This is a genomic window from Streptomyces rectiviolaceus (assembly GCF_039533825.1).
GTDB classification, from domain to species: Bacteria; Actinomycetota; Actinomycetes; order Streptomycetales; family Streptomycetaceae; genus Streptomyces; species Streptomyces rectiviolaceus.
On sequence record NZ_BAAAUG010000231.1, the window covers coordinates 1 to 7,193 of the forward strand.

Annotated in this window: 8 protein-coding genes and 1 pseudogene; 6 read left to right on the forward strand and 3 right to left on the reverse strand. The window is 71.4% G+C overall.

Annotated elements, in window-relative coordinates; translation table 11 throughout:
- Positions 1 to 220: pseudogene (locus tag ABD378_RS42915) on the forward strand (hypothetical protein); the annotation flags it as partial.
- A gap of 14 nt (positions 221 to 234) precedes the next feature.
- Entirely contained in the window at positions 235 to 999 is a 765-nt protein-coding gene (locus ABD378_RS42920; RefSeq protein WP_344530766.1) for a bestrophin-like domain, read from the forward strand.
- A gap of 56 nt (positions 1,000 to 1,055) precedes the next feature.
- Here ABD378_RS42920 and ABD378_RS42925 read toward each other — a convergent pair whose 3' ends face one another.
- Positions 1,056 to 1,697, reverse strand: a complete 642-nt coding sequence (locus ABD378_RS42925) for an HAD family hydrolase (protein ID WP_344530768.1) — start codon at positions 1,695 to 1,697, stop codon at positions 1,056 to 1,058.
- A gap of 111 nt (positions 1,698 to 1,808) precedes the next feature.
- Between ABD378_RS42925 and ABD378_RS42930 the strand changes: the two genes are divergently transcribed.
- The 3 genes from ABD378_RS42930 to ABD378_RS42940 all read left to right on the forward strand — a co-directional run bounded on the left by ABD378_RS42930 (position 1,809) and on the right by ABD378_RS42940 (position 4,651).
- The gene (locus ABD378_RS42930; RefSeq protein WP_344530770.1) at positions 1,809 to 2,519 is read left to right on the forward strand and encodes a nucleotidyltransferase domain-containing protein; all 711 of its coding nucleotides are present in this window, start codon (positions 1,809 to 1,811) and stop codon (positions 2,517 to 2,519) included.
- A 68-nt stretch (positions 2,520 to 2,587) separates the two neighbouring features.
- Positions 2,588 to 2,806 (forward strand): hypothetical protein, encoded by a 219-nt coding sequence (locus ABD378_RS42935; protein WP_344530772.1) that lies wholly within the window; start codon positions 2,588 to 2,590, stop codon positions 2,804 to 2,806.
- A 1,299-nt stretch (positions 2,807 to 4,105) separates the two neighbouring features.
- On the forward strand, positions 4,106 to 4,651 hold the full coding sequence (locus ABD378_RS42940) for a hypothetical protein (protein ID WP_344530774.1): 546 nt from the start codon (positions 4,106 to 4,108) through the stop codon (positions 4,649 to 4,651).
- A 252-nt stretch (positions 4,652 to 4,903) separates the two neighbouring features.
- On the opposite strand, the gene ABD378_RS42945 is transcribed toward ABD378_RS42940, so the two are convergent.
- On the reverse strand, positions 4,904 to 5,404 hold the full coding sequence (locus tag ABD378_RS42945) for a hypothetical protein (RefSeq protein WP_344530780.1): 501 nt from the start codon (positions 5,402 to 5,404) through the stop codon (positions 4,904 to 4,906).
- 350 nt (positions 5,405 to 5,754) lie between these two features.
- On the opposite strand from ABD378_RS42945, the gene ABD378_RS42950 reads away from it, so the two are divergent.
- Positions 5,755 to 6,411: a class F sortase gene (locus ABD378_RS42950; protein WP_344530776.1), complete on the forward strand. Its 657-nt coding sequence runs from the start codon at positions 5,755 to 5,757 to the stop codon at positions 6,409 to 6,411.
- A 59-nt stretch (positions 6,412 to 6,470) separates the two neighbouring features.
- Here the strand turns inward: ABD378_RS42950 and ABD378_RS42955 are convergent.
- On the reverse strand, positions 6,471 to 7,193 hold a 723-nt coding region (locus ABD378_RS42955; protein WP_344530778.1), incomplete at its 5' end, for a polysaccharide deacetylase family protein.

Below are 7,193 nucleotides of genomic sequence, written 5' to 3' on the forward strand. Positions count from 1 at the left end.
CCCGGCCCCCGCCAGGCCCGCGCCGCCCCCACCACCGCCTCCGAGCCCGAGCCCGAAGCCGACTCCCAGCGCCAAGGTCACGCCGTCGCCGGTGAGTTACCCCTCATACCGCACCGCGCCACGCAAGACGCCGCCCCGCGGCGGCCCGTCCCTGGTCTCGCTCACCCTGCTCGTCACCGCGCCCGCGGTGCTCGCCGTCGCCGCGCTGCGACCGCGCTGACCGCCGGAGGTCCCATGTCGGAATGGCTTGTTCTCACCCTCGCGATGGCCGCCGCGTGCGGCGTCGTCCTGATCGTCACCGTCCTGCGGCACCGCAGGACGAGTCCGGATTACGACGCTTCGGAGACCCCGGACGTCATCGAGTACATGACGATGATGATCGGCGTGGTGTACGCCATCGTCCTCGGCCTGGCCATCGCCGGTGTGTGGGAGGCCCGCAGCGTCGCCCAGGACCATGTGCACGCCGAGGCCCAGGCGTTGCACGAGGTGTCCGAGCGGGCGCGGGTGTACCCGACCGACGTCCGCGAGCGCATCCGCACGGACGTGCACACGTATGTCAGCCATGTCGTCACCACCGAGTGGGACACCATGGCCGAGCGCGGCGAACTCACCGACCGCGGCGCCCAACTCCTGGCGCGCGTACGCCACGACGTCACCGACTACCAGCCCAAGTCCGACTTCGAGGCCCAGACCTACCAGCCGCTCGTCGACGCGGTCGCGGCCGCCGCCGACGCCCGCAACTCCCGTGGCGACAGCGCCGGGGCCACCATGCCGGGCGTCGTCTGGTTCGGTCTGATCACCGGCGGCCTCGTCACCGTCGGCATGATCTTCGCCCTGCAGATCCGCCGCACCCCGCGCGAACTCATCCTCGCGGGGCTGTTCTCGGCCTTGATCGCCTTCCTGCTCTTCCTCATCTGGGACTTCGACGCCCCCTACAGCCGGGGCATCGCGGCCACTCCGGAGCCGTTCCGCTCCCTGTTCGACAACCTGGGAGGGTGAAGGAAAGGCGGCCCCACTGCACCCTCAACAGCGCTGCGGGGCCGCCTTCCTGATGCTCACTCAGCGATGATCGTGGCGACCTGGGTGAGGGAGTCGATCCGCCAGTCCGCGGCATCGACGACGGTCGGGTCGTCGGCCCACCAGTACCCCCAGGGGCCCCGTCGGATGTGCGCCGCCCTCAACCCGGCCGCCTTCGCCGGGTAGATGTCGTTCGCGGGATGGTCGCCGACGTACAGCGTCCGCTCCGGCGCGGCCTGAGCCGCCTCGATCACCCTGGCAAAGAACGACGGATCCGGCTTCGCCACACCCCAATCGCCCGAGGTGACGACGAGATCGGCGGGCAGATCCAGGTCACGCAGCAGCTCGCCCACGCGAGACGTCTGGTTCCCGGCGATGACGACGCGCACCCCCTGCTTGCGCAGCCCGCCGAGAGCGGGGCGCACATCGGGGTAGAGGTCGGTCTCGGCCAGGTGCTCACCGCGCCCCGCGACCTCGCGGGCGTGATAGGCGGCGGCGACATCTATGTCCGGGCTCAGCAGCCGCAGCGCTTCGGTGTTGTCGCGGCCCCGCGTGACGACACCTCCCACGAGCGCGGAGACGGTGTGACGGGGCACGCCGAGCCAATCGGCCCAGGACGCCCAGTAGCGGTCATCTTTGGTGAGGGTCTCCCCCACGTCGAACACGACGGTCTCAATCATCGAGCCCAGCCTATGGTGCCCACCCGGCAGGACGGGCCGCCCGACCCGCGCCCCGCCGGGGGTTCACATGTACGCCACGTCGCACTGCGGCACAGTGGAGCCGTGGACATCATGGAACCCACACGGGTCGCCCGGGAGTTGGTGGAGGCGTGGTACCCCGACGCCGTGGCAGCGCTTCTCTGCGGGAGCGTGGTGACCTCACGGCGTACGCCGTATTCGGATCTGGACATCGTGGTGATGTTCGCCGACGAGCGGGAGCCCTCGCGGAGCAGTCTGCGGTTCGGCACGTGGCCGGTGGAGCTGTTCGTGCACACCGGGGCCAGTTGGCGGTGGTTCGTCGAGCGGGAGATCCCTCAGCGGAAGTCGTCGCTGCTGTCGATGTGTGCCCATGGGGTGGTCCTCGTGGACCGGGACGGGACAGGCACCCGACTCCGGGACGAGGCGCGGCAGTTGTTGACGGCTGGGCCTCCCGAGGCGGCCCCGGCCGAGATCGAGAACCAGCGATACGTCCTGACCGACCTTCTCGACGACCTCGCCGGGTGCTCGACGGCCGGCGAACGGTTGTTCATCGTCACCGAGATCGCCGGGCGGGCCGCCGAGTTCGTCCTGCTGCGTACGGGGTCGTGGCTGGGCGGCGGCAAATGGACTGCCCGCCGCGTGGACGAGGTGTGGCCGGGGTTCTCCGGGGAGCTGGAGGGCTTGGTGCGGGAGGCGCTGGAGGGCAGGGACGCCGGGCTCGTCGCGCTCGTCGACGAGGTGCTCGCGCCGTCCGGCGGGCGCCTGTGGGAGGGGTACCGGCGCAGCGGCTACCCCGGCTCCTGAGCACCGGCTTCGCACACGGGTCCGTAAACCGTGCTGCGCGGGGGCTCCGCGCGGCGCACTCTGGTGGCATGACCTGGCAGACACCCATCATCGTCCACCCGCCCTCCCCCGACGGCGGACGGCGGGTCACCGTGCGCGGGCAGGCCGTCGGCGTCGCGCGCGACGACCGTGACCTGGTGGAGTTCCTGCGCCGCGCGGGCCTCGGCGACGCCGACATGGCCCTCGACGACCCCCACCTCGTGGAGTGGCGCGGCAGCGGGGCGCATGTGTGGGCGAGGGGTTCCTGAGCCTCTCCTCGACACAAGTCCCCCCGCAGCCGCTGCCGCCGGGCCGGATTCCCGGGCCAAGAGGATGAGTTGGACGCGTCCGCGAGCATGGGATGGACCCCGGCCATGGCCGCCGGGGCCTTCACAGCCATCGAGCCGATCACCGCGCGGCCCGCGATCCCGCATCAGACAAACCCCGGACCGCGCGGGCCCCGACGGCCGACAACGACCGACAGCGCACCGAAGCGACAGCGGCGCGCCGGGCGATGTTGGCGAGCGACCCCGGAACGACGCGGCAGGCAGCCCTGCCACGCCCACCGGCTGACGCAGACACGATCGGCCGTGCGGCCACGCCCACCGGCCGACGGGGCCCTCGCAGCCATCGAGCCGATCACCGTGCGGCCCGCGCGATCCGCATCAGACAAACCCCGGACCGCGCGGGCCCCGACGGCCGACAACGACCGACAGCGCACCGATACGACAGCGGCGCGCCGGGCAATGATGACGAGCGACCCGGAACGACGCGGCAGGCAGCCCTGCCACGCCCACCAGCTGAAGCAGACACGACGGGCCCCAGCCCCATGGCCGCAGGCCGACGGGGCCTTCGCAGCCATCGAGCCGATCACCGTGCAGCCCGCGCCCCCGCATCAGACAAACCCCGACACGCACGGGGGCCCGACGCCAACGACGACCGACAGCGCACCGAAGCGACAGCGGCGCGCCGAGCGATATTGGCGAGCGACCCCGGAACGACGCGGCAAGCAGCCCTGCCGCACCCACCGGCTGACGCAGACACGGCGGACCCCGGCCACGGCCGCACGGCCGACGGGGCCCTCGCAGCCATCGAGCCGATCACCGTGCAGCCCGCGCGATCCCGCATCAGACAAACCCCGGAACGCCCGGGATCCCCGACACCAACGACGACCGACAGCACACCGAAGCGACAGCGGCACCCGCCGGGCGACGTCGGCGAGCGACCCGGAACGACGCGGCAGGCAGCCCTGCCACGCCCACCGGCTGACGCAGACACGGCGGAAGGGCAGGACCTGCGCCCCCTCCCATTCCGGGCGGGCCTGTGGCCCTCTCGCGGCCCCGTCCCCGCTCACCCCGCCCCTCTACACGCTCCACCCCCTGAACCCCCGTCACCCACCCCACGACACCCCGCCCCGTTCCCCTGTCCGGCGCACACCATTGCCCCGTTCGCGCGACTGAGATCGCGGCCGCACGGGTCCCTGCCTAGCGTTTCCGGCATCGAGGTGCATTTCAGGTGAAAGCGGAAGAAGGTCCGCGGCTGCTCCTCGGGGACCCGGAGGAATCATCATGCGCGCGATACGCCTCGCCTCGGCCGCTCTGTTCGCCGCCACCGCCCTGACCCTCACCGCCCCCACCGCTTCCGCGGCCGTCGCGGACGAGAACGACACGAACAACAACATCACCTCGTTCGGCTTCCGCGTCACCCCCTCCACGATCGCCGCGGGCGGCCAGGTCACCCTCAGCGTGGACGGCTGCGAAGGGGATACGACGGTCACCTCCGGCGTCTTCAACGACGCCCGGATCCCCAAGGGGCAACAGTCGACCACCGCGACGGTCTTCGAGGACTCCAAACCCGGCGCGATGTACGAGGTGACCTTCGACTGCAAGGGCGAGAAGGGGACGACGGACCTCACCATCGCCACGGGCCGCCCCACCCATCACCCCACCCATCACCCCACCGCCCCGGTCCGCCACGGAGTCCGGGCCGGCGTCGGCGGCAGCCTCGGCGGGCTCGACCTGCACGAGATCGCTCTCGGCGGCGCCCTGATCGTGGGCACCCTCGGCACCGCGTACTACTGGACGCGTCGCCGCACCGGGGACGGCAACTCCTGACCCGCCCGCCGCACGGCGCCGCGCACGGCGCCGCACACACCGCCGCCCGGTCGCCCGCAGAGCATCGCGGGCGGCCGGGCGGTGGCATGCGGGTGGACACGGACCGCCGCGTGACCGGCGCGGAAGGGGGACGCGCCGGTCAGGAAGGCGGAACAGCTCACACCCGACGGGTGAGTGCCCGACGTACACCTGCCCGACGTGCGAGTGACGGGCGTGCGAGTGACGACGGGCGCGCCACTATCGGGCGCACGGTCAGATGCCGCGCCCCGCGTTCTCCGAGCGGCGGCGCATCCAGAACACCCCGCCACCGACCACGGCGGCAGCCACAAGCACCCCGCCGATCGCCATGTCGGTGCTGGTCGCCCCGGCGCTGCTGCTGCCGCCGAGACCACCGCGGACACCACCGTGGATGACGGTGAACGCGTCCGGCTTGGTGAGCGTCTTGCCGCCGCAGTGGACGGTGATGCTGTGGGCTCCGGGGCTCGCGTGGTGGTAGACCATGGGGTTCGCGCTGGCCGTGCCGCCGCCCATGTGCTTCAGGTTCGTGTCGGGGAAGGCGTCCGACGTGACCTTGCTTCCGATGGCCTGGCAGGACTTGCCGTCGACCGTGACCGTCAGCTGTCCCCCTCTGGGGATCACGCTCGGCATGGCGACGATGTTGGACGGATCGGCCCAGGCCGACGCCGTCGGGGCGGCGAGGCCCACGACGGCACCCGCGGTGACTGCGACCGCGAGGGCACGAGTGGTGCGCATACGAGAGGTACGCATGTGAATCCTCCGCGGAAGACGCCCCGGGGTAACCGTCCCCGGTCGATCGGCGAGAGCGCCTCCCAAACAGACCCTCAGATGCCGTGCGCGGGCCCGCATTTCGACGATCGGCCGTCCTGGTGAGGCGACACGCCGAAGCGCGAACGTACAAGCCGATATTGCCGCAGGTCACGGACCGTCAGAAATTTCCTGCCGCCCGCGACTCGGATGGCGCACGCCCGGTATGGGCGCCACCCGTTCGCTCCCGCTCTGTCGCCCGTCGCGCGCGCCGCGCTTAGCGTTCTTGTACGCGCAACGGACGCGGTTCGAACGCCGCGTTGAGAGGGGATCAGAGAATGCCTTCGTCCCAGCCGGCCGATGAGGAGGAACAGCAGAGGAAGCGCGCGCCGTGGGGCGTGATGGCGCTTGTTCTGCTGACCGGCCTCGCGCTGATCCGGAATGGCTCAGGGGAATTCGACATGGGTCCGCCCCAGCCGGCGTCGGCCGCGGCGGCGGACCAGGCACCCGACGCGGCGGGGCAGGGCATCGTGCCGCTGACGTTCTCCCCCGCCGAGCGCGTGGGGATCAAGGGAATCCGGGTGGACGCGCCGGTCATGCCGGTCGGGCTCGACGCGGAGGGCTGGGTGGACGCGCCGCCGCCACAGGACCCGAACCTCGCAGGCTGGTTCACCGGGGCCGTCTCGCCGGGCGAGAAGGGCACGTCCGTGATCGTCGGCCATGTGGACAACCAGCAGGGGCCCGCCGTCTTCTACGGCCTTGGCTCGCTGAAGAAGGGAAACCGCGTCGAGATCCTGCGCAGGGACCGCAGGACGGCGGTCTTCGAGATCTACGGGATCGAAGTCTTCGAGAAGAACGATTTCCCGGGAAGTCGCGTCTACAGCGACAAGGGAGCTCCGGAACTCCGCGTCATCACCTGTGGTGGTGGATTCTCCAAGCAGTCCGGATACGACGGAAACGTCGTGGCTTTCGCCCGCCTGGTGGACGTGCGCTGACGGCGAACGCGTCGTCGGAACACGGCACCGGGCGGGCGAAATGCCGTCCTGGATTCCGGCTAGATTCCGTGGCGGCTCGGCACGGTGATGCGGTAACCCGAATCGATCAGTTCGGGGAGGTACGTCCGCAGGGCCTCGACGCTCTGGGAGCGGTCGCCGCCCGCGTCGTGCGAGAGCACGACGACTCCGGGTGCCGCTCCCGCCCGTACCCGCCGGATGATCGTGCCGGTGCCCGGCTCGGTCCAGTCCAGGGTGTCGACGGTCCAGGCGAGCGGCTCCATACCCAGATCGGCGCCCAGCTGGAAGGCGTTGCGGTTCCAGGCCCCGTAGGGGGCGCGGAACCAGGCGGGTGGTTCGCCCACGGCGTCCTCCACGACCTCGCAGGTGCGCTCGATCTCCTCGCGCATCGCGCTCCGGGTCATCTTCGGAAGCAGCGGGTGCGTCCAGGTGTGGTTGCCGATCAGATGCCCGTCGTCGGCCATCTCGCGCAGCAGGTCCTTGTTGTCCACGGCCATCTCGCCGCAGACGAAGAACATCGCGCGGACGTCGTACCGGCGCAGGGTGCGCAGGATGCCCGGCGTATAGCGGGGGTCGGGTCCGTCGTCGAAGGTCAGCACCATGGTGCGACCCTCTCCGTCCATCCGCAGGATGGGCTTGTTGCGGACGCGGGGCAGGGCGCGCGCGGCGTGCGGCGGGCCGTAGCCCGCCATGGGCTGGAGGCGGTACGCCGAGGGCTTGAGGGCGCGTGCGGCGGGCGGGCCACCGGCCGCCGCACCGCTGGG

Bases quoted from the DNA above. Each gene is read 5' to 3' on its own strand.
- ABD378_RS42920 (WP_344530766.1), top strand. From the start codon at position 235: ATGTCGGAATGGCTTGTTCTCACCCTCGCGATGGCCGCCGCGTGCGGC.
- ABD378_RS42925 (WP_344530768.1), bottom strand. From the start codon at position 1,697: ATGATTGAGACCGTCGTGTTCGACGTGGGGGAGACCCTCACCAAAGAT.
- ABD378_RS42930 (WP_344530770.1), top strand. From the start codon at position 1,809: ATGGAACCCACACGGGTCGCCCGGGAGTTGGTGGAGGCGTGGTACCCC.
- ABD378_RS42935 (WP_344530772.1), top strand. From the start codon at position 2,588: ATGACCTGGCAGACACCCATCATCGTCCACCCGCCCTCCCCCGACGGC.
- ABD378_RS42940 (WP_344530774.1), top strand. From the start codon at position 4,106: ATGCGCGCGATACGCCTCGCCTCGGCCGCTCTGTTCGCCGCCACCGCC.
- ABD378_RS42945 (WP_344530780.1), bottom strand. From the start codon at position 5,404: ATGCGCACCACTCGTGCCCTCGCGGTCGCAGTCACCGCGGGTGCCGTC.
- ABD378_RS42950 (WP_344530776.1), top strand. From the start codon at position 5,755: ATGCCTTCGTCCCAGCCGGCCGATGAGGAGGAACAGCAGAGGAAGCGC.